The sequence below is a fragment of the Oceaniradius stylonematis genome (assembly GCF_003149475.2).
Classification (GTDB): Bacteria; Pseudomonadota; Alphaproteobacteria; order Rhizobiales; family Rhizobiaceae; genus Roseitalea; species Roseitalea stylonematis.
In genome coordinates this window covers 109,658-135,495 of record NZ_QFWV02000009.1, presented here as the reverse complement: position 1 = coordinate 135,495, position 25,838 = coordinate 109,658, and the positions used below count along the sequence as shown (strand labels likewise).

Sequence of the window (25,838 nt, the reverse complement as noted above, 5' to 3'; positions counted from 1 at the left end):
GACGTGGACCCGTCAGGCCATGTGCAGCTTCACATATTCAAAGTCGCCCGGCTTGTTGTCGATGCCGACCTTGGGCGGCGCGATCCAGCTTGCATACTGGCCGGGCTCGTAGACCGGCACCATCAGGGACTGGATGAAATCCCCATCGGCATGGGTCGGCAGCCAGTCGGGCATGCCCGCATCATACTCGGCGCCGGTCAGAAGCTTGCCGTCCGGGTCGAACAGCTTGTCGGCGAAGACGCCGATCTTCCGGTTGAAGGATTCATGCGGCAGCTTCATCTGGAAATCGATGCCAGTCTTCTCGATGATCTTGTTCCAGCGGCCGACACCGCCCGATGCGTCGCGCGTATAATCATCGCGCAGCCGCATGTTGATCGCCGTCAGCGCCGGCACCTCCTTGCGCACCAGCTTGCCGTCCTCGAAGTCCCAGACCTCGTAGGTGTCGCCATGCAGCTTGTGATCGTCATCGATCCGGCTCTCCATGTAGCGGCCCTTGATGCCGGCATTGAACGCGTTGGCCGCATTGGTCGAAACCTCCTGGCCGAACAGGTCCAGCGACAGCGTGTAGTGCAGGTTGAGCTTCTTCTGGATCGTCGGCAGGTCGATGACGCCAAGCGCGCGGATCGCGTCGGTGTCGTAAGGATCCTCGATGCCGGCCTTCACCATCGCTTCGCATGTGGCCTGGATCGTGCGGCCAACGCCGGTCTCGCCGACGAACATGTGGTGCGCTTCCTCGGTCAGCATGAAGCGGCAGGTGCGCGACAGCGGATCGAAGCCGGACTGGGCGAGCGATTCAAGCTGCATCTTGCCGTCGCGGTCGGTGAAATAGGTGAACATGAAGAAGGACAGCCAGTCCGGCGTTTCCTCGTTGAAGGCGCCCAGCATGCGCGGCGCTTCCTCCGAGCCCGACGAGCGGCGCAGCAGATCGTCGGCCTCCTCGCGGCCGTCGCGGCCGAAATATTTGTGCAGCAGATAGACCATCGCCCAAAGGTGCCGGCCCTCCTCCACATTGACCTGGAACAGGTTGCGCAAGTCGTAAAGCGACGGCGCGGTCTTGCCGAGGAACCGTTGCTGTTCGACCGATGCCGGCTCGGTGTCGCCCTGAATGACGATCAGCCGGCGCAGCATGGCGCGATATTCGCCCGGCACTTCCTGCCAGGCGGCCTCGCCGGCATGCTCGCCGCACGGGATGGTCCGGTCCTCGACCTGCGGCGCCAGCAGCACGCCCCAGCGATATTCGGGCATCTTCACATAGTCGAACTTGGCCCAGCCCTTCGGATCGACGGAGACGGCTGTCCGCAGATAAACGAGCGACTGCTGGAAATTGTCCGGGATCAGGTCGTTCCACCAGTTGATGTATCCCGGATGCCACTTCTCCAGCGCCTTGAGCACGCGCTTGTCCGAACTGAGCCCGACATTGTTCGGGATTTGCGTGTCGTAGCTGACATTGATGAGATCGAGCATTGTCGTCCTTCCTCCGGGTTGCGCCTGGGGCGCCGGTGTTCGCGCGTCAGACGCGCTGCATGTTGTATTGCCCGCGCACGCCGGTTCCGTAGCGTTGCAGGGCGCCGTCCTCACCGACCGCATTGGGCCGCTGGAAGATCCAGTTCTGCCAGGCGGTCAGGCGGCCGAAAATGCGCGTTTCCATGGTCTCGGGGCCGGCAAAGCGCAGATTGGCTTCCATGCCGGTCAGCGCGTCGGGCGAGAAGCTGGCGCGCTCCTCAAGGAAGATGCGCACCTCGTCTTCCCAGTCGACATCGTCGAAGGCGTAGGTGACGAGTCCCAGTTCGTTCGCATCGAACGCTTCGAGGGCCTCACCGATCTGTTCCTTCGCCGCCTCGACCCGTTCGGGCTCGCCCAAAAAGCGCGTTTCGAGCCGGGTCAGATCGTTGGCCATCGGGAACGGGCCGAAATTGGCCTGCGACAGGGTGATCGAGGCGACGGGGCGGTTGTCGCCCTCGAAATCGCCCTCCATCATGTAGGTCCGGTCGACGGCAAACAGCACCTCGGCCAGCATGCCGGCAAAGCAGGAGCCATTCTCGACGAAGGCGACCAGCGAGCGCGACGTCACGTCGATACGCTTCATCACCCGCTTCCAGTATTGAAGGATCTCGTTGGCCAGCCAGTGATCGGCATTGTCGAAGAGAAGCTTTTCTTCAGCCAACACCTTGGCGGCGTCGCCCTGGCTGCGGAAAGCCAGAAGCCCAAGCTCCATCTCGTTGAGGCGCAGATGCAGGATCGCATCGTCCAGTTCGCGCGCCAGCCGCAGGAAATAGCTCCGGTCGCCAAGCGCGGTCAGCGCGGCCGCATCGGCCGGCGCGTCACCGTCCGGTCCATGGAGGGTGATCGTCGCGCGGCGTCCATCGCGTTCGACGGCGACCTCGACCAGCGAATAAGTGACCGAACCGTCCTCGCCGATCGTGCGATTGAGCGGGTCGAGCGCAATCCCCTTTTCGGGGGCGTTCTTGGGCGATGCGGCGGCGAATTCCTTCGCGCGCGCCTGAACGGCGTCGGCAAACTTAGAGTTGGGCACCACCTCGTCGACGAGCCGCCATTCGGTGGCGCGCTTGCCCTTGACGCCCTCCTCGATCGAACAGAACACATCGGCCAGATCGCGGCGTACCTTCCTTTTGTCCGTGACACGCGTCAGCCCGCCCGTACCCGGCAGGACAGCCAGAAGCGGCACTTCGGGCAGCGCCACCGAGGACGATGAATCGTCGGTCAGCATGATGTGGTTGCATGCGAGCGCCAGTTCGTAACCGCCGCCGGCACAGGCACCCTTCACCGCGGCGATGTATTTCTGGCCCGAGTCGGCTTCGGCCGCCTCGAACGTGTTGCGCGTCTCGTTGGTGAACTTGCAGAAATTGACCTTGTGCGCGTGCGCCGCGCCGCCCAGCATGCGGATGTTCGCGCCGGCGCAGAACACATTGTCCTTGCCCGATTGCATGACGACGACCTTCACCTCGGGATGCTCGAAGCGCATGCGCTGCACCACATCGGCCAGTTCGATATCGACACCCAGATCGTAGGAATTGAGCTTGAGCTGATAGCCGTCGAAAAGGCCGCCATCCTCGTCGACATCCATGTAGAGATTGGCGATGTCGCCATCATACTCGACCCGCCAATGGCGGTAGTGCGACGGATCGGTCCGGAAGTCGATGATGTCGGGCACGACATTCTCCCACATGCGTTATGTTGCGTCTTATCGCCCGAGCCGGGCGGTGTAAACCATATTTTGCATCATAATGCAAATATTCTGGCCAAGGTCAATGCATTATATGCATTATAATGCACTTATCGCCAACCTTGCGGCACGATGCCGGCATCGGCCAATCGCGCCCTCCAGCCATGCAACGCCGACGCCGAGCACCTGCTCGCGCCCCCCGCGCGCCGCTTCGGACAGGTGCGCTGCGGCAATCCCGCTCAACCGCTTGGCCGCCTTGGGCTTTTCCATGGNAGGCCATCCACACCGCCTCCCACACCTCGTGCGCCTCCCAGAAGAAGCCGTTCTCGAAGAAATCCATGCCGGCGGTGAAGGCCGGCGAAGCGGCAAGCGCCTCGGCGCTCATGCCCGGTTGGGCGGTCGCCCGCACATCGTCCCACCGCCCCTCATCATGCCGGCAATTCCGGCCAGGAATGTGGGCATGGGGCGGCATCGGGACCGGCGCGTGCATCAGGCGGCCTCGACCTCGGCGGCCTCGATCCGCTCGAGCCGTGCGGCGAATTCCGCGATGGCCGCAAGCGTGTTTGCGGGCTGGTCCTGATGCGGCGCGTGGCGGCAGTCCTCGAGGACTGACACCTCCACCGGCGAATAGGCCCGGCTCTCCATCTCTTCGATCTGGGCCAGCGTGCCATACTGGTCCTGCCGGCCCTGAATCGCGAGCGCCGGAATGCGCCAATAGTCGATGACCTCGGCGACATTCCAGCGCGCAAAGGCAGGATCGAGCCAGGCATCGTTCCAGCCGCGGAACGTATGATCGGGATCGCGATGATGCCTGGCCATCCGGTCACGCAGATTGCCGCCCTCATAGGCCTTCCTGGCGCGCGCGATTTCGTCCAGTCCCATCTGTTCGGTGAAGAAATGCGGCGCCATCAATATGATGCCCCGCACCCGATAGTCCTCGACACTGCCCGCATGGATCGCCGCGATCGTCGCCCCGTCCGAATGGCCCAGCAAAATACCGCGCCGAAAGCCGATCCGATCGAGCACCTCGGGCAGCACATCGACGGCCTCGCGCGTCATATAGTCGAGCGGGCGCGGAAGGTCCGCCGGGTCCGACTGGCCGTAGCCGGCGCGCGAATAAGCGCAGACGCCCATGCCGGTCGCCTCGGCGACCTTTTCGGGAAAATCGCGCCACAGACCCGCACTGCCGAGCCCCTCATGCAGCATCACGATGGTGGGCGCCTCTGACGGTGCCGGTCCGAAGCAGCGATATTCGAGTGTCTTGCCACCGGCTTCCAGTGTGCCTTCAGCCTTCCAGTCAGCCATCACGCCGTCTCCCTGAGCTTGAAGCGCTGGATCTTGCCGGTCGCGGTCTTCGGCAGATCGTCGACGATCTCGACCCAGCGCGGGTACTTCCACTTGCCGATCTTGTCCTGGACGAACGCCTTCAGCGCGTCCGGATCGCCGGCCTGTCCCGATTTGAGCACCAGGAAGGCCTTGGGCTTTTCGAGCCCGTCATCATCGCGCTTGGCGACCACTGCCGCTTCCAGCACCGCCGGATGCGAAACCAGTGCCTGCTCCACCTCGAACGGCGACACCCAGATGCCCGATACCTTGAACATGTCGTCGGTGCGTCCGCAGTAGACGTAGCGGCCGTCCGGCGTCAGTTCATACTTGTCGCCGGTGCGCGTCCAGTGGCCCTCGAAGGTCGAGCGGCTCTTGTCGCGCTGGTTCCAGTAACCGTCGGCCGACGATGCGCCACGCACGAGCAGCTCGCCCACTTCGCCGACACCGACATCGGCGCCTGCCTCGTCGACGAGCCGCACCTCGTAGCCCGGCACGGGCACGCCAGACGTGCCGTAGACCACGTCGCCCGGCCGGTTGGAGAGGAAAATGTGCAGCATCTCGGTCGAGCCGACGCCGTCCATGATGTCGACGCCCCAGATCGCCTGCCATTTTCGGCCGACCTCCTCTGGCAGCGCCTCGCCGGCCGAGATGCAGGTTCTGAGCGGCGCATCGGGATGGGCGCCCTCGCTCTCCCATTTGTGCACCAGCGCCGCATAGAGCGTGGGCACGCCGCAAAAGACGGTCGGCCGATGTTCGGTAAGGATCTGCGAAACGCTGTCGGGCGTGGGCCGGCCATTGTACAAAAGCGTCGTCGCGCCGACCGCCATCGGAAAGGTCATTCCGTTGCCCAGGCCATAGGCGAAGAACAGCTTGGCCACCGAATAGACCGTGTCGTCCTGCCGGACGCCGAGCACCTGTGCTCCATAGGTGTCGGCCGTTGCCTTCAGGCTCGAATGGACGTGGCGCACGCCCTTGGGCTGGCCTGTCGAGCCGGACGAATACAGCCAGAAGGCGACCTCGTCGTCGCAGACCGTCACCGGTTCGGCCGGTTCGGCACCCTCCATGAACGCGTTGAACGTGCGCGCGCCCTCTGGCGCGCTGTCGCCGATGACGATCACTTCGCGGATGAACGGGTTGAGCGGCAGCGCCGGGGCGATGGTCTCGTAGAGTTCACTGGAAACGAACAGCGCCGAGGCGCGGCTGTCATGGAAGATCGCGTCATAGACCGAGGTCGACAGGAGCGTGTTCAGCGGGATCGGCACGATGCCGGCCTTCAGTGCGCCCCAGAAAATGACCGGAAACTCGATCTGGTCGAGCACCAGCATGATGGCGCGCTCTTCGCGCCTCAGGCCGGCGCGGTGGCAGGCGCCGGCGAAACGCGCCGACTGTTCGGCAAGATCGCCATAGCTGATCTCGCGGTTGTCGCCGAACGCTTCACGAAAAGCGATGCCATCGCCCCTGCCCTCGCCGACATGACGATCGACGAACCAGAGCGCCGCATTTCCCCCGATCACGTCATTTTTGGCTGACATCGCGCTTCCTCCTTGCCCGATGATCGTCTTCTTGGCCCGGCTTATGGCTTGCCGGTGAACTCGATGGCGCCGTCGGGCAGCCAGTAGACCACATAGGCGTCGCCGCCGCTGACGGTCGGATGATGATCGGTGCCCGGTGCGTAAACATACCAGCCCGCATCGAAATCATCGAATTTCGGCGCTCCCGCGATCGGCAGGACAGCGCCGATCTCGCCCTGGGTGTGCACATGGTGCGGCCCGCGCACATCTTTCATGCGCACGACATCGACGCTGAACCGGCCCGCATCCGTTCCCGGCTTGACCGCGCGGCCGAACTTGATGCCGCCCGCCTCGCGCGCCATCAGCCAGCCTTCCGCCTCGCCCTCGGCGCACAGTGCGGCCAGACGCTCGAAATCGGGTCCGTCCTTTGGAAAGGTCGCGTTCAGATGGGCGGCAAGACCGTCATCGAGCGGCCGGTCCGCGATCTCCGCCGAAACCTTGCCCACAAGTGCGTTGAACTCCTCCGCCGGCATCGACTCCTCCCCGATCGTCACTGCTGCGCTCGAGGCTATGTTGCATAATAATGCATATAGCCGCAAGCGATTTTTGCATTTTCATGCATAATTTGGCATGTGCCAAACCACCGCCAAACCGGCCTGCGGCCATGCCGTCAACTGATCAGGAAAAGCGTGATCGCCGGGAACGCGGCAAGGACGATGACGCGAACGATGTCCGAGGCAACGAACCACATCACGGCACGGTAGGTTGCCGTGATCGGCGTGCCGCGATCCATCGCGTTGATGATGAAAAGGTTCATCCCGACCGGTGGCGTGATCAGCCCCACCTCGACGACGATCAGGACGAGAATGCCGAACCAGATGGCGACCTGCTCCGGTGTCATGCCGAAATCGAGGCTGGAGATGACCGGAAAAAAGATCGGGATGGTCAGCAGGATCATCGACAGGCTGTCCATCACGCATCCGAAGATCAGATACAGGACCAGGATGATCGCCAGCACCAGCCATGGCGAAAAGCCCTGCTCGACAACGAAGTTCGACAGTTCCTGCGGCACCTGCGTCAGCGCCAGGAACCCGTTATAGAAGCCGGCGCCCAGAACGATGAAGAAAATCATCGCCGTGGACCGGCCCGTCGACAAAAAGCTGCTGACCAGCGATTGCCGCGTCAGCCCGCCATTCCACCAGGCGATGAGGCCCGTGCCGAGCGCGCCGACGGCCGCGCCTTCGGTCGGCGTGAAGATGCCGGCATAAATGCCGCCGACAACGGCCATGAAAACCAGCAGCACCGGCCAGACATTGAACAGCGCCCGGAAGCGCTCGCCATACCCCACCCTTTCGCGAACGCCAGCCGCCTCGGGATTGAGGCGCACATAGATCGAGATGACGAGAACATAGCCGGCCGCCGCCAGAAGGCCGGGAATCACGGCAGCCAGAAACAGCTTGGCGATGTTCTGCTCGGTCAGGATCGCATAGATCACGAGCACGATGGAGGGTGGAATGAGGATGCCCAGCGTACCGCCGGCTGCGAGCGTCGCCGTCGAGAACCCGCCGGCATAGCCGTATTGGCGCAGTTCTGGCAGCGCCACCCGGCCCATCGTCGCCGCCGTTGCCAGAGACGAACCGCAAATCGCGCCAAAACCCGCACAGGCGCCGATCGCCGCCATGGCGATGCCGCCTTTCCTGTGCCCGATCCAGGCTTCGGCCGCCTTGAACAGCGCCTGCGACATGCCGCCGAGCGTCGCAAAGCAGCCCATCAGCAGAAACATCGGCACGATCGACAGCGAGTAGCTGGAAAAGGTGGTGAAGGTCTCGGTCTTCAGGCGCGCCATCGCCATGAAGGCGCTGCCATTGGTCAGCCACAGGCCGACAAAGCCGGTCGTGAACATGGCAAGGCCGATCGGCACGCGCAGGAAGATCAGCAGCAGCAGGGCCGGAAACGAGAGGAGCCCGATCTCGAAATTCGTCAATGTTCGGCTCCCAAATCGTCGGCGATCAGGACCGAGCCGGTGAAGGCCTCAACCGTCCGTACGATCGCCATGTACACCGCAACGCAGGCGGCGACCGCCGCGCCTGCCAGGCTCAGCGCATAGGCCCACCAGATCGGGAACTGCAGCAGGAAGGTCGTCTGGCCGGAGCGGATGCGGCTGTCCATCCCCTCCTTGAGCTGGACGGCAATGACGATGAGCACCACGGCGAACAGGATCTCGATCACCATGCGCAGGAACTGCTGCGGGCGCTCCGGCAGCCAGTCCGTGAAGATGGCGACGGTCGCATGGCCCGACGTGATCTGGCAGTAGGGAAGAAACGCGAAGATGGCAAAGGCGATGCCCGCCTCGACCAGCTCGAAATCGCCATTGACGGGACCGATTCCGATATCGAGCAACCAGTTGGCAAGGCCCGGGACCATTGCCTGCACCATGTCGGCATGCAGAAAACCGTTCAGCGAACGGCCCGCGATCGACACGCAGACCATGACGATCAGCGCCGACAGGATGAAGCCGCCAAAAACCGCCATCAGGCGGGAAAGGCCGAAAAAGAAGCGATACATGAACGATTGCCCCCCTGACGGCAAACGCATTTGCCGCGGCGGGTTTCAGCCCGCCGCGGTCTCGATGCAATTGGCGTCAGTTGCCGCCGTCGTAAGCGTCCATCAGCTCACGGGCCTGGTCGATCAGGGCCTGTCCGTCGATCCCCTTTTCGCTCATTTCGGCGACCCAGGCATCGTAGATGGGCTGGGACCGTTCGCGCCACACGGCGACCTGGTCTTCGGACACGGTCACGATGTTGTTGCCCAGATCGACGGCGATCTGGCGCGACGGACCGTCGGCATCGGATTGCGTGCCGCCGGCAAAGACCGAAAAGTCATGACCGGAATTGGCATCGATCACCGCTTTCAGATCGTCCGGCAGGCTCTCGTAGCGGTCCTTGTTCATCGCCAGAACGAAGGTCACATTGTAGAGGTGCGCCCCTTCGAACTCGGTGTGATTGTCGACAAGCTCCGGCACTTTCAGCGCCGTGGTCACTTCCCAGGGAATGGTCGTACCGTCGATCACGCCCTTGGACAGCGCTTCCGACACGGCCGGAACGGGCATGCCGACCGGCGTCGCACCAAGCTGTTCGAGAAGCGCATTGACCTGACGCGTTGCGCCGCGGATGCGCATGCCCTGCATGTCGTCGGGCGATGTGACTTCCTTGTTGGAATGGATCATGCCCGGACCGTGCACCCACGTGCCCAAAATATGCACATCGGCGAACTCGCCATCCTTCATGTGCTCTTCGAACATCTGCCAGTAGGCGCTCGAGGCGGCGCGCGCATCGGAGACCATGAACGGCAGTTCGAACACTTCGGTCGAGGGGAAGCGGCCCGGCGTATAACCAACCACGGTCCAGACCACGTCGGCGATGCCGTCAATCGCCTGGTCGATCAGTTCCGGCGGCGTGCCGCCAAGCTGCATGGACGGGAAGCGCTCGACCTTGATGCGGCCTTCGGAGGCTTCCTCGACATTGTCGGCCCAAACATCGAGCACCAGCTTGGGCACGTTCGCCTGCGCCGGCAGGAACTGGTGGAGGCGCAGCGTGACCTCCTGCGCCAGCGCCGCAGGCGCCGAAACGGCCAACATCGCCGCCGCCGTCACACCGGCGGCAAGTCCGAGTAGAGTTCTGCGAGTTGTCATGTGGTTCCTCCCTTTCAGACACTCGAGGCGAACGATCGCCTATGGCAATATAGTGCCAATTATGATATATATTGCATCACAGCGCCAGCCCCATTTTGACGCCGGAACCGGATCCCGGCCCGATCACGCTTTGCGTGCGCATCCTCCGGAAACCGATCATCTCGGCAGGCCCACCCGTTCCGCTGGCGCTTCGGAAACGACGGAGCAAGGAACGAAAGCACGATCGCCGGCAAAATGCAATTCATTCACCGACCGGTCGATAAATAAAATATCGCATTCCGGTTCCGACCATGCTAGCCGGATTTCGCCGGCGATACCGGGCCGGCGGCCGGAGCCCGGAAGACCGATCATGCGATCCATGCCATTCACCGATGCTGATGCCGATACCGCCGATTGGGCGGCACTTATCCGCCGTTCTTTTGTAACCATCAACGCAGATCGAAAAGGGTGAGCCGCCCGATGTGATGCCCTATGGGGCACGAAACCGGCCACCGGGGCAAGTCACAAGCGGCTGCGGCGGCCGACGGAACCGCAAGGGGGAGAAGAAAAAACATGGGAACCATTACCGACGCCTTCATCTGCGGCTATGTGCGCACGCCGATCGGCCGCTATGGCGGGGCCTTGTCCTCCGTCCGTGCCGACGATCTGGGCGCCGTGCCGATCAGGGTTCTGATGGCGCGTCACGATGCCGTGGATTGGGGCACCGTCGACGATGTCGTCTATGGCTGCGCCAACCAGGCCGGCGAGGACAATCGCAACGTGGCCCGCATGTCGGCGCTTCTGGCCGGCCTGCCCGAGACCGTGCCCGGCACAACGATGAACCGTCTGTGCGGCTCCGGCATGGATGCGGTGATCGCCGCTGCGCGCGCGATTCGCGCCGGCGAAGGCGAGCTCTACGTGGCCGGCGGCGTCGAATCCATGTCGCGTGCGCCCTTCGTCATGCCCAAGGCCGACGCTGCCTTCTCCCGATCCAATGCGGTCCACGACACGACGATCGGCTGGCGTTTCGTCAACCCCGTGATGAAGGCCCAGTACGGCATCGATTCGATGCCCGAGACCGCCGAGAACGTCGCCGAGGAATTCGGGATCAGCCGCGCCGATCAGGACGCATTCGCCCTCAGGAGCCAGGAGCGCGCCGCCAGGGCCATCAAATCAGGACGGTTTGCGAAGGAAATCACGCCGGTCACCATCCCACAGCGCAAGGGCGATCCGGTCGTTGTCGACACGGACGAACATCCCCGCACGACCACCCTCGAAAAGCTCGGCGCGCTCAAGGCGCCCTTCCGCGAAGGCGGCTCGGTCACCGCCGGCAACGCCTCGGGCGTCAATGATGGGGCAGCGGCGCTGATCATCGCTTCGGAGGACGCCGCCAAACGCCATGGCCTGACACCGATCGCCCGCATTCTGGGCGGCGCGACCGCCGGCGTTCCGCCGCGCATCATGGGCATCGGGCCGGCGCCTGCGACCAGGAAGCTGTGCGCCCGGCTCGGCATGGCGCCTGCCGATTTCGACGTGATCGAGCTCAACGAAGCCTTCGCCGCTCAGGGACTTGCCGTTCTGCGCGAACTCGGCCTTGCCGACGACGCCGACCATGTGAACCCCAATGGCGGCGCGATCGCGCTGGGCCATCCGCTCGGCATGTCGGGCGCGCGCATCACGGGCACCGCCGCGCTGGAACTGGTCGAACGCGGCGCAAGCCGCGCTCTGGCCACCATGTGCATCGGCGTCGGCCAGGGAATCGCCGTCGCGCTTGAACGCGTCTGACACGCTCCAGGCTCCACCGGCAGGCTCCACCGGAAAGCCAAAGCGGCGCAGCAAGGGCAGGATCGGGCTCGCAATGTCGGTTTTTGCCCAGCGGGCGGTATCGGGATCGGCCATTGTGGCCCGAACATCGGGGAGCAGGCCGTGACCGGGCAGATCGACGCCTACTGGCGCAACTATATCGACGGCAAGTGGGCCGATGGCGGTGCCGGACGCATCACCGTTGACGATCCGGCAACGGGCGAGCCGCTGGCCGAGCAGGCTCTGGCCGATGAGGCCGATGTCGATCGCGCCGTCGCGGCGGCGCGCCGCGTCCATGAAAGCGGCGTGCTCACCGCCATGCGCCCGGTCGAGCGCGGTCGCATGGTTCAGGCCATGGGCCGCTTTCTTCTGGACCATCTGGACGAGATCGCACCGGTTCTGACGCGCGAAGCGGGCAAGCCGCTATGGGAAGCCCGGATCGAGGTGGAGGGGGCCGCCCGCTATTTCGAGTATTACGGCAATCAGGCCGAGACCGTGGAAGGCCGCTCCATCCCGCTCGGCGCCGGCTATCTCGATTTCACCCTGCACGAGCCCTATGGCGTCTCTGCCCAGATCATACCCTGGAACTATCCGCTTGAGATGACGGCGCGGTCGCTGTCCGCTGCGCTTGCCACCGGCAATGCCTGCGTGGTCAAGACGCCCGAACTCGACCCGCTCACCAATGCTTGGCTGGCACGCGCCGCCGAGTGGGCAGGCTTTCCGCCCGGCGCGGTCAACATCCTGTGCGGGCTGGGCAGCCAGGCCGGCGCAGCGCTTTGCGCCCACCCCGGCATCGACCAGATCGTTTTTACCGGCTCGGTGCCGACCGGCATCGCCATCGCGACGGCCGCCGCGCGCAACATCGTGCCCTGCATCCTGGAACTCGGCGGCAAATCGGCCGCGATCGTCCACGACGATGCCGATCTCGACGCGTTCATGAACGATGTGCGCTGGGGCATCTGGTTCAATGCCGGCCAGGTCTGTTCGGCGATGAGCCGCGTGATCGTCCACGAAAAGCGCCATGACGAACTGATCGACCGGGTCACCGCCCTCGCCGCCTCCCTGTCCGTTGGTCCCGGCATCGAACGGGGCGAGTTCGGCGCCAACATGGGTGCGATGATCTCGGAAAGGCAGCGTGACCGGGCCGTGTCCATGGTGTCGGGCGCAGAACGCGAGGGCGCGCCGACGGCAGCGGGTGGCCGCAAGCTCAACCGCCCCGGCTGGTTCATGGAACCGACCGTGATGACCGGCGTGACGCCCGATATGACCATCGCACGCGAAGAAGTGTTCGGTCCGGTCCTCTCGGTGATGCCGTTTTCGGGCCACGACGAAGCCATCGCGATCGCCAACGGCACCGATTACGGTTTGGTCGCCGGCGTCTTCACCCGCGATCTCGACCGGGCCACGCGCGCCGCGAGCCGGCTGCGCGCCGGCCAGGTCTTCGTCAATGAATGGTATGCTGGCGGTGTCGAAACGCCGTTTGGCGGCTACGGCAAGTCCGGCTATGGGCGCGAGAAGGGCCGCGAGGCACTGTGGAATTACGTGCAGACGAAAAACGTCGCCATCAAAACGGCTTAACGATGGCGGCGGAATCATCTTCTCAAGCGCCTTTGCACACGCCGTAATTGAACCATGTGGGGAGGAGCCACGCAAAAGGGCGTTCGCGCCAACGCTGCCGCTTGGCTGGCGGTCATCGTGCTGGGCGCGGTGGCGGCCAGCCTTGCCGCACTGCCCGGTCTCGAGCGCACCTTCCTGCTGCGCGCCGGCGAACGCAGCGAAGCGACGCTGCGTCTGGCCGTCCAGGGGCTTGAAGGCGCGCTGCGCCGCTACGAGCCCCTGCCCGCGCTCGTCGCCGAGCGCCCGGTCCTGCGGCAATTGCTGGCCAATCCGAACGACACGGCCCTGCGCGACCGGATCGATGACGAGTTGCAGCAGACCGCCGAAGCGGTCAGCGCATCCGACATCTATCTGATGGACACGACCGGGCTGACGCTGGTCGCCAGCAACCACCACAAGGAGCTCTCCTTCGTCGGCCGCTCCTTCTATTACCGGCCCTATTTCACCGAGGCGATGGACGGAACGATCGGCCGCTACTTCGCACTGGGCACGACATCGGGCGAACGCGGCTATTTCTTCGCCGCCCCGGTCATGGAGGCCGGCGCGCCGATCGGCGTCGTGGCCGTCAAGTTCACGGTCGATGCGTTCGAGGAAGCATGGCGCGCCGGCGACAATGACATCATTGTCAAGGACCAGAACGATGTGGTGTTCATGGCCAGCCGGCCCGAATGGCATTTCCGCGCCCTGTCGCCGCTGTCGGACGAAGCGTTGGGCCGCATCGAAGCCGACCGGCAATATCCGCTCGACCGCGTGATCGAACTGCCCACCACGCGCGAGCCGCTCGCCGGCCGGATCGGTCTGATGACCATCGGCGCGGACGGCGCATCGGAGAGTTTCGTCGCCAGCACGACGCCGATCGCCGAAGCCGGATGGCAGGTGACCATCCTGACGCCCACCGGTCCGGCACGCACCCAGGCGCTCTGGGTGATGGCAATGGTCGTGCTTGTCATCCTCTTTGCCGGCCTGATCGCCGCCATCTTCATCCAGCGCCGCGCCCGGCTCGTCGAGCGGATCGAGGCCCAGCGCGCCACCCAGGAACTGCTCGAGCAGCGCGTCGCCGAACGCACCGCCGATCTGAACACGGCCAACCGCAAGCTCAGGGCCGAAGTGGACGAACGCAAGGCGGCCGAACAGCAATTGCGCAAGACCCAGGCCGATCTCGTGCAGGCGGGCAAGCTGGCCGCGCTCGGCCAGATGTCCGCCGCGCTCAGCCATGAATTCAACCAGCCGCTGGCCGCAGTCAAATCCTATGCCGACAATGCCGCCGCCTTCCTCCAGCGCGGGCGGACGGACGAGGCCCGCGACAATGTCGGCCGGATCTCGCAGATGGCCGACCGCATGGCGTCGATCTCGCGGCACCTGCGCAATTTCGCGCGCCGGCCGCAGCAGAAGATCGGGCCGGTGCCGCTTATGCATGCCGTCGACGATGCGCTTGCGCTGATGGAGGCAAGGCTGAAGTCTTCCGGCGCGAGCGTCTCCTTCGACCGTCCCGAGCGGGACATATGGGTTATGGGCGGCCATGTCCGGCTGCAGCAGGTGATCGTCAACCTGCTCAGCAACGCGCTCGATGCGATGCAGGACCAGAGCGAACCCGTGATCGGGATCGCCGTCGAGGCCGACCGAACCACTTGCCGGCTCGATATCCGCGATCGCGGCACCGGCGTCACCGAAGACATGCTGGGACAGATTTTCGACCCGTTCTTCACCACCAAGGGTCCGGGCAACGGGTTGGGGCTGGGGCTTTCTATCTCCTACAACATCGTCAAGGATTTCGGCGGCACGCTCTCAGCGCGCAACGACCCGGCCGGCGGCGCGGTCTTCACCATCGACCTCAGGGTCGCGGCGGCGCCGGGCAAGACCGCGCCCATGACGCATGAGGTGGCAGCCGAATGACCGGCGAGACCATCCTTTTCGTCGATGACGAGGAGCATCTGCGCCTCGCCGCCGAACAGGCGCTGCAACTTGCCGACCTGCCCGTCACATGCCTTGCTCAGGCCGAAAAGGCGCTGGCCCGGATCAGCCGCAACTTTCCGGGCATTCTGGTCACCGACATTCGCATGCCGGGCATGGACGGCATCCAACTGATGCGCCGGGCGCTGGAAATCGATTCCGAGTTTCCCGTCATTCTGGTGACAGGCCATGGCGACGTGGAACTGGCCGTTCAGTGCATGCGCGAGGGCGCCTACGACTTCCTTGAAAAGCCTTACGCGCCCAGCCGGCTGGTCGAGACGGTGCGCCGCGCGCTCGACAAGCGTCGGCTGACGCTGGAAAACCGGGCCCTGCGCTCGCAGGTGGGCGGCCGCGACGCCATCGAGGCCCGTCTGACCGGCCGCAGCGCGGCCATGGTGGACCTGCGCCACCAGATCCGCGCGATCGCGGCCACCGAGGCCGATGTGCTGATCGTCGGTGCCACCGGCACCGGCAAGGAAGTGGCGGCGCGGGCGCTTCACCGCGCCAGCGCCCGTGGCGACTGGCCGTTCGTGCACATCAATTGCGCCGCCCTGCCCGAGGCGCTGATCGAAAGCGAACTGTTCGGCCACGAAGCCGGCGCCTTCCCCGGCGCAACGCGCGCCCGCTACGGCAAGTTCGAGCACGCACGCGGCGGCACGGTCTTCCTCGACGAGATCGAGAGCATGCCGCAGCCGATGCAGGCCAAGCTGCTGCATGCGATCCAGAACCGCGCGATCACGCGGCTTGGGTCCAACGACCCGGTGGAACTCGATGTCCGGTTCGTCGCGGCGAGCAAGACCGATCTCGAGGCCGAAGCCGCGGCGGGCCGGTTCCGCAGCGATCTTCTCTACCGGCTCAATGTGGTCACGCTCCGCGTGCCGGACCTGACGGAACGCCGCGAGGACATTCCGCGCCTGTTCGTGCAATTGGTCAACGAGGCGGCTGCCCGCTACAAGCGGCCCGCTCCCGACGTGCCAGGCGCGGTCCTCAACGCTGTCTCGGCCCGCACCTGGCCGGGCAATGTGCGCGAACTGCGCAACGCGGCCGACCGGTTCGCGCTCGGCCTCGATCTGGCGATCGGCGACGGTGCGGTTGGCGCAACGCCCGTTGAAGGCAGGGCCAACCTTTCCGACAAGGTCGCCGATTTCGAGCGCGCGCTGATCGCGGCAAGCCTGACCGCCCATGGCGGCAGCCTGAAGGAGACCTATGAGGCGCTCGGCCTGTCGCGCAAGGCGCTCTACGAGAAGATGCAGAAGTACGGGCTCGACCGCGCCGCCTTCATTGAGACCGAAGACGCCATCTGAGTGGCTTTTGCAGCCAATGTGTCGTTTCCGACACACGATCACCGCCCGATTGTCCCCTGTGGCGCCCATCGACCCAATATCGACCGGCCCGGCCCCGCCAATCGGGCTCGCCGCCCTTGCATGGTGACCGCTCAATGCCCGATGCCCCGTCTGCGCCCGCCAGCCGGGCGCTCGGGTGGGGAGGAACCATCGCTTACGGACCGGTCCGCCCGGTGCCGGCTCGCGCAACACCGCGCGAACGGCCGAACGATCCGAACAGGAGGAATTCATGAAACTGTCAATTTTGATGGCCGCCGTTGCGAACGTCGCCGTCACCGCCTCCGGCGCCCTCGCCCAGGACCGCGAAGGCTGGCCGGAAAGCTTCACCGTCGGCACCGCCTCGCAGGGCGGAACCTATTTTGCGTACGGCTCGGGCTGGGCAAACCTGGTGGCCGAGGAACTGGGCATCTCCGGCGGCGGCGAAGTCACCGGCGGCCCGATGCAGAACATGGCGCTGGTGCACACCGGCGAAGCGGCGTTCGGCATGACCACGATGGGGCCGGCCGCCGAATCGATCGGCGGCACCAACCCGATCGCCCCCGGCCTTGAGATGACCAATGCCTGCGCGATGTTTCCGATGTACCAGACGCCCTTCTCGGTGACGGCTTTGTCGTCGTCGGGAATCGAATCGATAGCCGACATCCCCGCCGGCGCAAAAATCGGCTTCGGTCCCGCCGGCTCGACATCCGACACCTACTTCCCGCGCATGATGGAAACGCTCGGCGTCGAATTCGAGCGCCGCAATGGCGGCTGGTCGGATCTGGGCGGCCAGCTTCAGGACGGCCTTCTGGACGTTATCGCGTTCGCAGCCGGCGTTCCGGTCCCCGCGGTCAGCCAGCTTGAAGTGCAGACCGACGTGAACATCATCGAGTTCACCGCCGAAGAGCAGGCCGCCATCATGGAAGCCTTCCCGGTTTCCGAGTTCATGATCGCCGCCGACACCTACACGACGCTTGAAGCCGATGCGCGGTCGGTGTCGATGTGGAACTTCGCCATCGCCAATTGCGATCTGCCGGCAAGCTTCGTTGAAGCGGTGGTCGATGTCGTCATGTCGGACAATGAGCGGATGGTAAACATTCACCGTGCCGCCCGATCGACCCTGCCGGAGAACTGGACCAAGAACACCGTGATGAAATGGCATCCCGGTGCGGCCAAATGGTTCACGGACAATGCCGGCGCGGACATCCCTGCCGACATGATCCATGGCGGCTGACGTCCACATCAATCCAGCGAGCCGGGCCGCCCGAGGGCGGCCCGCTTTGCATGGGCCGCAGCACCTAGCGGTCGATGCTCTTGCCGGCGGGCACGAACCGCTCGATGGCAAGGCGCACCGGCGTCGCCACGCCATCCTCGATCCGCGTGACGGCGAGCAGATAATCGCCCGGTGCGATCCGCGTGGCGATCAGGCTGTCCGTGTTGCCCTGCCCCACATCGTCATTGTGCATGATCGTCCGGCCCAGTTCGTCGAACAGCGTGATCGCCGGATCGATCTCGCCGAGCGCCACCGCCTCGATCACCATCATGCCGCTCGCCGGCACCGAAAAGCGCAGCCAGACCGCGTCCTTGTCGAGCACGACATCCTCGATCAGCCGGCCATCGGCCGCACCGAGCGCCATGACCGGATGATCGCTGCCGGGGGGCGGCGCGGCCTTTCCCGTCGCGTAGAGCCGCGACAGCACGGCCTCCACGCTGTGCGGCACGAGGCTGACGCGCACCGGCGCGTTCTCGTCCGACAAGGCGCGCAGGCCGATGCAGTAATCGCCCGCCGGCAGCGCCGCCGGAAAATCGAGCCGCGCGTTGCGGCCGTCCGCATCGTCGTTCTCGCCAAGGAGCGCGCCGTCGCCGTCGAACAGGTGCAGCACGGGATCGGCGGGCGTGCCCTCGGCATAGATCGTCATCGCCGTCGGCTCGGCCAGCGTGAAACGATAGGCCGGCGTCTGCCGAACCGATGCCGTCGCCGACAGGCCCTCGCCCGAAAGCCCGGCGATCGGACCGTCATGCAGATCGGCCGCTTCGGCGCCGGGCGCGCAGGCCTGGCTGACGGACGTTTCGGTGCCCGGCCTCATCGGCTCATGGCTGGTCAAGCCGACGCGTATGTCGGCGGTCTGGCCGCTGCCGCTGTAGCTCGACGTCACCAGACAATAGGTGCCTGGCGCCAATTCGGTCTCGGCCATCGAGCCCGCCCCCTCGCCGCTGTCATCGTCGGTGAGGATGCGCGCGCCCGCATCGCCGAACAGTTCGATCACCGTGTCGCCGCCATCGGTCGGCTGCGCCTCAAGACGCACCTGCGCCGTTTCGCTGACCGCGAACAGCGTGACGATGTTTTCGCCGCGCGCGCTGACGCCCGACACATCGAACGGCGCACTGGCCGTTGCGATGTCGGACATGTCCGCATCACCGCCCGCCCATGCGCCATCGTCGCCGATGCCGCCGCAGATCTGATCCTGCGCCGCGGCGACCGACGCCAAGCCGAAAATCGCAACCAATGAAATCATCAATCTGAGAACCATGACCGCTCTCCTTCCCGAAAATGCGTTGTTCAAAATGGTGCCGGCGGCCGGAACGATCCGCCGCCCGGCTTCTCTTGTGCAGGGTCAATTTGACCTCAGTACATCAGGGACGGAAAAATGTCGCGGCCAGCGGTCCGCAAGCGGGAGGGCAGCACGGTGACAAGTCAAACCAAGGAACATGACGATGGCGCGGTCATCGCGGACGGCGTCGACGAGGAACCGGTCGAGAGCAACCGGCGCCTTTACGAGGGACGGACCTATCTGCTCGTAAGTCTGGTCGCCACGGTCTATGCCGCCTTCCACATGGCCGCCTTGAACGGGCTGTCGATCTCGGAGCTGACCGGCGGTGCCGTCGTCATCCCCTTCCTGCCCACCTTCCCGATGGAGACCTGGAATTTCCGGATCGTCCATATCGCCGGCGCGCTTGCGCTGGGTTTCCTGCTGTTCAGCGGCACGCGCTTTGCGCCCGACGACCGGCAGGGCGGCGGCGCGCTTTTCACCGGCGCGGCGATGATCCTGATGCTGCCGGCGCTGTTCGCGCTTGGCATGGCGCTGTCCTTTTCGGTCGAGATATCGGGCGGCGTGATGTGGAACGGCATCGATGAACGGATCAGGTTCAACGAGACCTGGCTGTTCGGCGCGCCGCTGATGGCCGCAACCGTCGGCGCCATCGCACTGTCCTGGTTCGACCGGCGCCCTCGCGGCGCCATCAACCCGCTCGATCTGGTGCTGGCGGTCTGTGGCGTTGCCGTCGCCGCTTATCTGATCACGATCTACGGCACCTTGATGCGCAATTCGACCGGCACGCCCTTCGCGCCGATAGGCATTTCGATCGCGGCCGTTGCCGGCGCGCTTCTGATCATGGAACTGACGCGGCGGGTCGCCGGCATGGCGCTGGTGGTCATCTCGCTCGTCTTCCTCGTCTATGTCTTCACCGGCCAGCACCTGCCGGGCTTTCTCAATTCGCCGGCCATTTCCTGGCAGCGCTTCTTCAGCCAGGTCTACACCGACGCCGGCATCCTCGGGCCGACGACGGCGGTCTCGTCCACCTACATCATCCTGTTCATCATCTTCGCCGCCTTCCTGCAGGCGTCCAAGGTCGGTGACTATTTCGTCAACTTCGCGTTCGCGGCCGCCGGGCGCGCGCGCGGCGGGCCGGCCAAGGTCGCCATCTTCGCCTCGGGCCTGATGGGCATGATCAACGGCACCAGCGCGGGCAATGTCGTCGCCACCGGTTCGCTGACGATCCCGCTGATGAAGAAGGTCGGCTATCACAAGAAGACCGCAGGCGCGATCGAGGCAGCCGCCTCGACGGGCGGGCAGATCATGCCGCCCATCATGGGCGCCGGCGCGTTTATCATGGCCGAGATCACCGGCATTCCCTACACCGACATCGCCGTCGCCGCGCTCATTCCGGCAGTTCTCTACTTCGTGTCGATCTATTTCATGGTCGATTTCGAAGCGGCGAAACTGGGCATGCGCGGCATGCGCGAGGACGAACTGCCCAAGTTCCGCGACATGGTGCGGCGCGTCTTCCTGTTCATCCCGATCATCATCCTGATCTATGCGCTGTTCCAGGGCTATTCGGTCATCCGCGCCGGCACGCTCGCCACCGCCGCCGCCGCCGTGGTGAGCTGGTTCACGCCCTACCGGATGGGCCTGCGCTCCATCGTCAAGGCGTTCAACATTGCCGGCGTCATGTCGATCCAGATCATCGCGGTGTGCGCCTGCGCGGGCATCATCGTCGGCGTCATCTCGCTGACCGGCGTCGGCGCCCGCTTCTCCAACCTGCTGCTCGGCCTGGCCGAAGCCTCGCAATTGCTGGCGCTGGTCTTTGCCATGTGCATCGCCATCCTTCTGGGCATGGGGATGCCGACGACCGCCGCTTATGCCGTTGCCGCATCCGTCGTTGCGCCGGGCCTTGTCGAACTGGGCATCCAGCCGCTGGTCGCCCACTTTTTTGTCTTCTACTTCGCGGTCGTCTCGGCGATCACGCCGCCGGTGGCGCTGGCCTCCTATGCGGCGGCGGGCGTTTCGGGCGCCAACCCGATGGAGACCTCGGTCGCCTCGTTCAAGATCGGCATCGCCGCCTTCGTCGTGCCGTTCATGTTCTTCTACAATTCGGCGCTCCTGATGGAGGCGCACACGCTGGAGATCATTCGCGCGTTCCTGACGGCGATGCTCGGCGTGTTCCTGCTCGCCTCAGGCGTGCAGGGTTGGTTCTTCGGCAAGAAGACGGTCTGGTTCCTGCGCGCCGCCTTGATCGGCACCGCCCTGGTCTTGATCGAGGGATCGGTGATCACCGATGTGATCGGCATCGGCATGGCGGTACTGGTCTTCTTCGTCCAGCGCGTCATCAAGCCCAAGGAGGGGCTGTCGATCCGGGTCCGCGGCGCGGACTGACACGATCCATGACCTAAGCCGGCGCGGGAAAGCCGCCGGCCTTCATCACCTGTCCGGGAATCGCGTGGCCGAGCTTTCCTTCGAGCCATTGGGCCGTCTCGATGCAGGCTTGTAGGTCGAGCCCGGTCGCAATGCCGGCGCGGTCGAGCATGTAGACCAGATCCTCGGTGGCGATGTTGCCGGTGGCGGCCGGCGCGAACGGGCAGCCGCCGACGCCGCCAAGGCTTGAATCGAGCGTCGTGGCCCCGGCCTCGATCGCCGCCCAGGCGTTGGCGATACCGGTGTTTCGCGTGTTGTGGAAATGGCAGCGGATCGGCACGTCCGGATAGCGATCCCGCACCGCGCCGACCCGCTCGGCCACATCGCGCGGTGTCGCAACGCCAATCGTGTCGGCCAGAGCGATCTCTCGCGGCAACGTCGCGGCGATAGCCTCGACCAGAGACAGAACGCGATCGAGCGACACCTCACCTTCGAACGGGCAGCCGAACGCGGTGCCGATGGTCACGCCAATCGGGATTTTTCCCTGTGCGTTGTCGGCAATCGTGGTGAGTTGCCGCGCCGTTTCGAAAGCATCGGCGCCCTGGTTGCGGCGGTTGAACGTATCGGACGCCATCACCGCGAAATTGACCTCGTCGACATCGGCCGCAACGGCCCGCTCGAACCCGCGCTCGTTCAGCGCAAGACCGACATAGGTAACGTCGTCGCGCGCCGGCAAGCCGGCCATCACCGCCTCCGCGTCGGCCATTTGCGGCACCTTCTTCGGATTGACGAAGCTTGCCACCTCCATGCGCCGCACGCCCGCGTCGAGCGCCTTGCCGATCAGCGCCAGCTTGTCTTCTGTCGACAGCAACGTCTTTTCATTCTGGAGCCCGTCGCGCGGCGACACTTCCACGATCTCGATGGTCGTCATCGTCTTTCTCCGGCCTGCACCGTTCGCATCCGGCACCGGACATGCGGCCGGCGGCCATGCCTGTCAACAAGGGCGCGCAAACCGCTTGATCAATTCTTGAGAATACGTATTCTCAGGCCAACAGGGAGTGATTGCCATGTCGATCCGTCATCTCAAGACCGCCAAGCCGGAAACCGAACGCGCCGAGGACGATGCCAGGGTGCGCGCCATCGTCGAGCAGACGCTCGCCGACATCGAGGCGCGCGGCGATGCGGCCGTGCGCGACCTGTCGGAGAAGTTCGACAATTACACGCCGCCGGCGTTCAAGCTCTCGCAAGGCGAGATCGAGGCGCTGCTGGCACGGGTTTCACCCCGCGACATGGACGACATCCGGTTCGCCCAGGAGCAGGTGTGCAACTTCGCACAGGCCCAGCGCGATTCGATGCTGGACATCGAGGTCGAGACGCTGCCCGGCGTCATCCTCGGCCACAAGAACATCCCCGTCCAGTCGGTCGGCTGCTATGTGCCCGGCGGCAAGTTCCCGATGGTCGCCTCCGCCCACATGTCGGTTGCCACCGCATCGGTCGCCGGCGTGCCGCGCATCGTCGCCGCCACCCCGCCCTTCAAGGGCGAGCCGAACCCGGCCGTCATCGCCGCCATGCATCTGGGCGGCGCGCACGAGATTTTCGTCCTTGGCGGCATCCAGGCCGTCGGCGCGATGGCCATCGGCACCGAAACCATCGATCCGGTGCACATGCTGGTCGGTCCGGGCAACGCGTTCGTCGCCGAAGCCAAGCGGCAGCTCTTCGGCCGGGTCGGGATCGACCTGTTCGCCGGTCCGACCGAGACCATGGTGATCGCCGACGAGACGGGCGCGGACGCCGAACTGTGCGCCACAGACCTGCTCGGCCAGGCCGAGCACGGCTACAATTCGCCCGCCGTTCTCGTCACCAACTCCGAAAAGCTCGCGCGTGACACGCTCGCCGAAATCGATCGCCTCCTCAACATCCTGCCGACCGCCGACACGGCATCGAAAAGCTGGGAGGATTATGGCGAGGTGATCGTCTGCGACAGCTATGACGAGATGCTGGCCGTCGCCGACGACATCGCCTCCGAGCATGTGCAGGTGATGACCGATCGCGACGACTGGTTTCTTGAAAAGATGACCTGCTACGGCGCGCTTTTCCTGGGCGCGCGCACCAATGTCGCCAATGGCGACAAGGTGATCGGCACCAACCACACGCTCCCGACGAAGAAGGCAGGCCGCTATACGGGCGGGCTGTGGGTCGGCAAGTTCCTGAAGACCCATTCCTACCAGAAGGTTCTGACCGACGAGGCCGCTGCGATGGTCGGCGAATATTGCTCGCGGCTGTGCATGCTGGAAGGCTTCGTCGGCCATGCCGAACAGGCCAATGTGCGCGTGCGCCGCTATGGCGGGCGCAACGTGCCCTATGGCGCCGCCGCCGAACCCAAGCTGGCCGCCGAGTGACCCGCAATGGACTCTGACCGATCCGATCCGCCAAGAGGCGGGCCCGGCAAGGTGACATCGCACGATGTCGCCGCACGCGCCGGCGTCAGCCAGCCGACGGTCAGCCGCGTCTTCTCGTCGGACCCCAAGGTCTCGCCCGATCTGGCCAGGCGCGTGCGCCGGGCAGCCGACGAGCTGGGCTACCGGCCCAACCGCCTCGCCCGATCCCTGATCACCGGTCGGTCGCGTACGATCGGGCTCGTCCTCGCCTATCTCGACAACCCCTTCTACGCCGAGGCCATCGCACACCTCTCCGCCGCGTTGGAAGCGCGCGGCTATCACATCATGGTCCGCATCGCATCCAACCTCGCCGAAGAGGTCGACGGCGTCGTCGACGACATGGTCGACCACCAGGTCGATGGCATCATCCTTGCGTCGGTCTCCATGTCCAACGCGCTGACCGGGCGCCTGCGCGACGCGAAAATCCCCTTCGTCCTGTTCAACCGGGGTCAGGAAGACGCTTCGCTCGCCACCGTCACCTCGGCCAATTTCGATGGCGGCCGGCGCGCCGCCCACTTCCTCGCCGCCGGCGGACACGAACGCATCGCCCATATTTCCGGCTGGCAGAAATCGCTCAACGGCCGCGATCGGCAAGCGGGCTTTGTCGCCGGCTTGGCCGAAAACGGCCTTGAACCGATCGACATCATCGACAGCCATTACAGCCGCGACATCGCCGCCGCTGCCACGCGCGAACTGTTCAAGGGCACGATCCGGCCCGACGCCATCTTCGCCGGCAATGATCATATGGCGTTTGCGGTGACCGAGACGCTTCGCTTCGGCCTTGGCCTGAAGGTTCCGGGAGATGTTTCCGTTATCGGTTATGACGATGTGGCGATGGCGGCCTGGCCGAGCTTCGACCTGACGACGCTGCGCCAGCCGGCCCGGCGCATGGCCGAGAGCGCCTCCGCGCTTCTGCTTGACCTGATCGCCGGCAAGGCGCCGAAGCGCAACCGCATCGAGATCGACAGCGAACTCATCGTGCGCGGCAGTGCCCGAATACCGCCCGGCTGGAAACGCAGCGCGAGAACCGGACCTTCACCAAATGGCGCGCTTTCGCACGCCCCAAGGAGACCAAAATGACACCGCAAGAGCTTGACGCGCGCATCGTCCGCTATGGCGATCTGGTGCCCTGCAAGACCGCCTTCATCGACGCCCACACGCCGGGCTCCGACCAGAAGGAAAATTTCACCATCATCGGCGGTGGTGTCTCGGAAAGCCCCGATCAGCATGTCCACATCAAGGACACGCCCGGCTTCAACATCGGCGCGGCCGGCCAGCCGCCCAAATGCCGCAACTCGCTGCATTCCCACCGCACGGCGGAAGTGTTCTTCGTCCTCAAGGGGCGCTGGCGCTTTTTCTGGGGCCGCTGGGGCACTGCCGGCGAAGTCGTGCTCGAAGAAGGCGACATCTTCAATATCCCGACAGGCATTTTCCGCGGCTTCGAGAACATCGGCACCGACTATGGAATGATCATGGCGATCCTGGGCGGCGACGATGCCGGCGGCGGCGTGATCTGGGCGCCGCAGGTGATCGAGGATGCGCGCGACCACGGGCTGGTGCTCGCCGAAACCGGCCGGCTCTACGACACCAAGAAAGGCGAGGCCCTGCCGGACGGCGTTTCGCCGATGCCGCTTCTCACGGACGAGGAACTGAAGACTTATCCCGAACCCGCCGCCGCCGACGTGATCCCCGGTTTCGTCGCCCGCTATTGGGACCTGATGGCGCTCGCCGCCGGCGAGCCGGCCAGGGTGATCGGCCCCGATGCCGTGCTCAAGGACCGGCCGGGCTTCGAGGTCGATTTCATCACACGCGGCTCGATACCCGAAGATGCGACCACCACGGACCGGCACGAAGTGCTGATGCCGGTGCGCGGCCACTGGAAGCTGACCGTCGACGGCGTTGCGACCGTGCTCAATCCCGGCGACACATGCGCGGTCCCGCCCGGTTCGGCGCGCAGTCTCGCCCCGGCCATGACGGGAGAAGCCAGCCTCTACCGCATCCGCAACACGGACGATCCGGCCGGCGCGACCAAAGCCGGCTGAACGCCTGTACCATCTGAACGCAAACGGCCGGTCGCCATCGACCGGCCGTTACAATTGCCGCG

General features: G+C 65.1%; 21 protein-coding genes. 9 read left to right on the top strand and 12 right to left on the bottom strand.

The window, feature by feature from the left end; translation table 11 throughout:
- Positions 1–12: 12 nt before the first annotated feature.
- From boxB to DEM25_RS16865, 10 genes are all read right to left on the bottom strand, one after another.
- Entirely contained in the window at positions 13–1,464 is a 1,452-nt protein-coding gene (boxB, locus tag DEM25_RS16910; protein ID WP_109767674.1) for a benzoyl-CoA 2,3-epoxidase subunit BoxB, read from the bottom strand.
- Positions 1,465–1,510: 46 nt separating this feature from the next.
- A complete protein-coding gene (gene boxC, locus DEM25_RS16905) occupies positions 1,511–3,172 on the bottom strand; it encodes a 2,3-epoxybenzoyl-CoA dihydrolase (protein WP_439650708.1) in 1,662 nt (553 codons plus the stop codon).
- Positions 3,173–3,266: 94 nt separating this feature from the next.
- Positions 3,267–3,524, bottom strand: a complete 258-nt coding sequence (locus tag DEM25_RS18455; RefSeq protein ID WP_369406364.1) for a DUF309 domain-containing protein — start codon at positions 3,522–3,524, stop codon at positions 3,267–3,269.
- A 149-nt stretch (positions 3,525–3,673) separates the two neighbouring features.
- The gene (locus DEM25_RS16895) at positions 3,674–4,489 is read right to left on the bottom strand and encodes an alpha/beta fold hydrolase (RefSeq protein WP_109767676.1); all 816 of its coding nucleotides are present in this window, start codon (positions 4,487–4,489) and stop codon (positions 3,674–3,676) included.
- On the bottom strand, positions 4,489–6,042 hold the full coding sequence (locus tag DEM25_RS16890; protein ID WP_109767677.1) for a benzoate-CoA ligase family protein: 1,554 nt from the start codon (positions 6,040–6,042) through the stop codon (positions 4,489–4,491). The genes DEM25_RS16895 and DEM25_RS16890 overlap by 1 nt, the downstream gene beginning before the upstream one ends.
- 41 nt (positions 6,043–6,083) lie before the next feature.
- Positions 6,084–6,554: a 4-hydroxylaminobenzoate lyase gene (locus tag DEM25_RS16885; protein ID WP_109767678.1), complete on the bottom strand. Its 471-nt coding sequence runs from the start codon at positions 6,552–6,554 to the stop codon at positions 6,084–6,086.
- 137 nt (positions 6,555–6,691) lie between these two features.
- Entirely contained in the window at positions 6,692–8,005 is a 1,314-nt protein-coding gene (locus DEM25_RS16880) for a TRAP transporter large permease (RefSeq protein WP_109767679.1), read from the bottom strand.
- Positions 8,002–8,586 carry a TRAP transporter small permease gene (locus DEM25_RS16875; RefSeq protein ID WP_109767680.1) on the bottom strand — a complete coding sequence of 195 codons (585 nt, stop codon included), beginning with the start codon at positions 8,584–8,586 and terminating at the stop codon, positions 8,002–8,004. The genes DEM25_RS16880 and DEM25_RS16875 overlap by 4 nt, the downstream gene beginning before the upstream one ends.
- Before the next feature lie 76 nt (positions 8,587–8,662).
- Positions 8,663–9,712 (bottom strand): TRAP transporter substrate-binding protein, encoded by a 1,050-nt coding sequence (locus DEM25_RS16870; RefSeq protein ID WP_109767681.1) that lies wholly within the window; start codon positions 9,710–9,712, stop codon positions 8,663–8,665.
- A 156-nt stretch (positions 9,713–9,868) separates the two neighbouring features.
- On the bottom strand, positions 9,869–10,072 hold the full coding sequence (locus DEM25_RS16865; protein WP_109767682.1) for a hypothetical protein: 204 nt from the start codon (positions 10,070–10,072) through the stop codon (positions 9,869–9,871).
- 201 nt (positions 10,073–10,273) lie between these two features.
- Here DEM25_RS16865 and pcaF point away from each other — a divergent pair, with 201 nt between their 5' ends.
- From pcaF to DEM25_RS16840, 5 genes are all read left to right on the top strand, one after another.
- Positions 10,274–11,476 (top strand): 3-oxoadipyl-CoA thiolase, encoded by a 1,203-nt coding sequence (gene pcaF, locus DEM25_RS16860; protein WP_109767726.1) that lies wholly within the window; start codon positions 10,274–10,276, stop codon positions 11,474–11,476.
- 141 nt (positions 11,477–11,617) lie between these two features.
- Complete coding sequence (locus DEM25_RS16855; protein ID WP_109767683.1) at positions 11,618–13,072, top strand: aldehyde dehydrogenase family protein; 1,455 nt, start codon at positions 11,618–11,620, stop codon at positions 13,070–13,072.
- A 54-nt stretch (positions 13,073–13,126) separates the two neighbouring features.
- Entirely contained in the window at positions 13,127–15,004 is a 1,878-nt protein-coding gene (locus DEM25_RS16850; protein ID WP_109767684.1) for a sensor histidine kinase, read from the top strand.
- Positions 15,001–16,365, top strand: coding sequence for a sigma-54-dependent transcriptional regulator (locus DEM25_RS16845; protein WP_109767685.1), 1,365 nt, complete (start codon positions 15,001–15,003; stop codon positions 16,363–16,365). The genes DEM25_RS16850 and DEM25_RS16845 overlap by 4 nt, the downstream gene beginning before the upstream one ends.
- Before the next feature lie 268 nt (positions 16,366–16,633).
- Positions 16,634–17,617, top strand: coding sequence for a TAXI family TRAP transporter solute-binding subunit (locus tag DEM25_RS16840; RefSeq protein WP_109767727.1), 984 nt, complete (start codon positions 16,634–16,636; stop codon positions 17,615–17,617).
- Between the two features lie 64 nt (positions 17,618–17,681).
- Here the strand turns inward: DEM25_RS16840 and DEM25_RS16835 are convergent, their stop codons facing one another.
- The gene (locus DEM25_RS16835) at positions 17,682–18,914 is read right to left on the bottom strand and encodes a PPC domain-containing protein (protein WP_120222792.1); all 1,233 of its coding nucleotides are present in this window, start codon (positions 18,912–18,914) and stop codon (positions 17,682–17,684) included.
- A gap of 117 nt (positions 18,915–19,031) precedes the next feature.
- On the opposite strand from DEM25_RS16835, the gene DEM25_RS16830 reads away from it, so the two are divergent.
- Positions 19,032–21,317: a TRAP transporter permease gene (locus DEM25_RS16830; RefSeq protein ID WP_109767687.1), complete on the top strand. Its 2,286-nt coding sequence runs from the start codon at positions 19,032–19,034 to the stop codon at positions 21,315–21,317.
- A gap of 13 nt (positions 21,318–21,330) precedes the next feature.
- Here the strand turns inward: DEM25_RS16830 and DEM25_RS16825 are convergent, their stop codons facing one another.
- Positions 21,331–22,227, bottom strand: coding sequence for a hydroxymethylglutaryl-CoA lyase (locus tag DEM25_RS16825; protein WP_109767728.1), 897 nt, complete (start codon positions 22,225–22,227; stop codon positions 21,331–21,333).
- Positions 22,228–22,363: 136 nt separating this feature from the next.
- Between DEM25_RS16825 and hisD the strand changes: the two genes are divergently transcribed.
- Genes hisD through DEM25_RS16810 form a run of 3 tightly spaced genes read left to right on the top strand, consistent with a single transcriptional unit; the run spans position 22,364 to position 25,776 of the window.
- Positions 22,364–23,695: a histidinol dehydrogenase gene (gene hisD / locus DEM25_RS16820; RefSeq protein WP_109767688.1), complete on the top strand. Its 1,332-nt coding sequence runs from the start codon at positions 22,364–22,366 to the stop codon at positions 23,693–23,695.
- A gap of 6 nt (positions 23,696–23,701) precedes the next feature.
- Complete coding sequence (locus tag DEM25_RS16815; protein ID WP_109767689.1) at positions 23,702–24,814, top strand: LacI family DNA-binding transcriptional regulator; 1,113 nt, start codon at positions 23,702–23,704, stop codon at positions 24,812–24,814.
- The gene (locus DEM25_RS16810) at positions 24,811–25,776 is read left to right on the top strand and encodes a cupin domain-containing protein (protein WP_109767690.1); all 966 of its coding nucleotides are present in this window, start codon (positions 24,811–24,813) and stop codon (positions 25,774–25,776) included. Before DEM25_RS16815 ends, DEM25_RS16810 begins: the two co-directional genes overlap by 4 nt.
- Positions 25,777–25,838 lie beyond the last annotated feature (62 nt).

Excerpts from the sequence above, each read along its gene's own strand:
- DEM25_RS16835 (WP_120222792.1), bottom strand. The coding sequence starts at position 18,914 with ATGGTTCTCAGATTGATGATTTCATTGGTTGCGATTTTCGGCTTGGCG.
- boxB (WP_109767674.1), bottom strand. The coding sequence starts at position 1,464 with ATGCTCGATCTCATCAATGTCAGCTACGACACGCAAATCCCGAACAAT.
- DEM25_RS16845 (WP_109767685.1), top strand. The coding sequence starts at position 15,001 with ATGACCGGCGAGACCATCCTTTTCGTCGATGACGAGGAGCATCTGCGC.
- hisD (WP_109767688.1), top strand. The coding sequence starts at position 22,364 with ATGTCGATCCGTCATCTCAAGACCGCCAAGCCGGAAACCGAACGCGCC.
- DEM25_RS16850 (WP_109767684.1), top strand. The coding sequence starts at position 13,127 with ATGTGGGGAGGAGCCACGCAAAAGGGCGTTCGCGCCAACGCTGCCGCT.
- DEM25_RS16870 (WP_109767681.1), bottom strand. The coding sequence starts at position 9,712 with ATGACAACTCGCAGAACTCTACTCGGACTTGCCGCCGGTGTGACGGCG.
- DEM25_RS16815 (WP_109767689.1), top strand. The coding sequence starts at position 23,702 with ATGGACTCTGACCGATCCGATCCGCCAAGAGGCGGGCCCGGCAAGGTG.
- DEM25_RS16830 (WP_109767687.1), top strand. The coding sequence starts at position 19,032 with ATGTCGCGGCCAGCGGTCCGCAAGCGGGAGGGCAGCACGGTGACAAGT.
- DEM25_RS16865 (WP_109767682.1), bottom strand. The coding sequence starts at position 10,072 with ATGGATCGCATGATCGGTCTTCCGGGCTCCGGCCGCCGGCCCGGTATC.
- DEM25_RS16885 (WP_109767678.1), bottom strand. The coding sequence starts at position 6,554 with ATGCCGGCGGAGGAGTTCAACGCACTTGTGGGCAAGGTTTCGGCGGAG.
- DEM25_RS16810 (WP_109767690.1), top strand. The coding sequence starts at position 24,811 with ATGACACCGCAAGAGCTTGACGCGCGCATCGTCCGCTATGGCGATCTG.
- DEM25_RS16825 (WP_109767728.1), bottom strand. The coding sequence starts at position 22,227 with ATGACGACCATCGAGATCGTGGAAGTGTCGCCGCGCGACGGGCTCCAG.
- DEM25_RS16840 (WP_109767727.1), top strand. The coding sequence starts at position 16,634 with ATGAAACTGTCAATTTTGATGGCCGCCGTTGCGAACGTCGCCGTCACC.
- DEM25_RS16890 (WP_109767677.1), bottom strand. The coding sequence starts at position 6,042 with ATGTCAGCCAAAAATGACGTGATCGGGGGAAATGCGGCGCTCTGGTTC.
- DEM25_RS16895 (WP_109767676.1), bottom strand. The coding sequence starts at position 4,489 with ATGGCTGACTGGAAGGCTGAAGGCACACTGGAAGCCGGTGGCAAGACA.
- DEM25_RS16875 (WP_109767680.1), bottom strand. The coding sequence starts at position 8,586 with ATGTATCGCTTCTTTTTCGGCCTTTCCCGCCTGATGGCGGTTTTTGGC.